This is a genomic window from Streptomyces nanshensis (assembly GCF_001751255.1).
Classification (GTDB): domain Bacteria; phylum Actinomycetota; class Actinomycetes; order Streptomycetales; family Streptomycetaceae; genus Streptomyces; species Streptomyces nanshensis_A.
Genome location: NZ_LJGW01000588.1, coordinates 1 through 1316 on the forward strand (window position 1 = coordinate 1; position 1316 = coordinate 1316).

At 56.8% G+C, this 1316-nt stretch carries 1 rRNA gene; it reads left to right on the forward strand.

Features of this window, described 5'->3' with window-relative positions:
* Positions 1 to 1316 (forward strand): 23S ribosomal RNA (locus AN218_RS29970); the annotation flags it as partial.

Consider the following 1316-nt stretch of genomic DNA (forward strand, 5'->3'; position numbering starts at 1 on the left):
AGGGTGAGACCTGATGCCGAGCCGATTGTGGTGAAGTGGATGATCCTATGCTGTCGAGAAAAGCCTCTAGCGAGTGCTGTTGCGGCCCGTACCCTAAACCGACTCAGGTGGTCTGGTAGAGAATACCGAGGCGTTCGGGTGAACTATGGTTAAGGAACTCGGCAAAATGCCCCCGTAACTTCGGGAGAAGGGGGGCCACGGCCGGTGAACCCACGTGCTGGGGGAGCTGGTGGTGGCCGCAGAGACCAGCGAGAAGCGACTGTTTACTAAAAACACAGGTCCGTGCGAAGCCGTAAGGCGATGTATACGGACTGACGCCTGCCCGGTGCTGGAACGTTAAGGGGACCGGTTAGTCACATTTCGGTGTGGCGAAGCTGAGAACTTAAGCGCCAGTAAACGGCGGTGGTAACTATAACCATCCTAAGGTAGCGAAATTCCTTGTCGGGTAAGTTCCGACCTGCACGAATGGCGTAACGACTTCTTGACTGTCTCAACCATAGGCCCGGTGAAATTGCACTACGAGTAAAGATGCTCGTTTCGCGCAGCAGGACGGAAAGACCCCGGGACCTTTACTATAGCTTGATATTGGTGTTCGGTTCGGTTTGTGTAGGATAGGTGGGAGACTGTGATATTCGAGCGCCAGCTCGGGTGGAGTCGTTGTTGAAATACCACTCTGATCGTGCTGGATGTCTAACCTGGGTCCGTGATCCGGATCAGGGACAGTGTCTGGTGGGTAGTTTAACTGGGGCGGTTGCCTCCTAAAGAGTAACGGAGGCGCCCAAAGGTTCCCTCAGCCTGGTTGGTCATCAGGTGGTGAGTGTAAGTGCACAAGGGAGCTTGACTGTGAGACTGACGGGTCGAGCAGGGACGAAAGTCGGGACTAGTGATCCGGCGGTGGCTTGTGGAAGCGCCGTCGCTCAACGGATAAAAGGTACCCCGGGGATAACAGGCTGATCTTCCCCAAGAGTCCATATCGACGGGATGGTTTGGCACCTCGATGTCGGCTCGTCGCATCCTGGGGCTGGAGTCGGTCCCAAGGGTTGGGCTGTTCGCCCATTAAAGCGGTACGCGAGCTGGGTTTAGAACGTCGTGAGACAGTTCGGTCCCTATCCGCTGCGCGCGTAGGAGTCTTGAGAAGGGCTGTCCCTAGTACGAGAGGACCGGGACGGACGGACCTCTGGTGTGCCAGTTGTTCTGCCAAGGGCATGGCTGGTTGGCTACGTTCGGGAGGGATAACCGCTGAAAGCATCTAAGCGGGAAGCCTGCTTCGAGATGAGGACTCCCACCCCCTGTGTGGGGTTAAGGCTCCCGGGAGA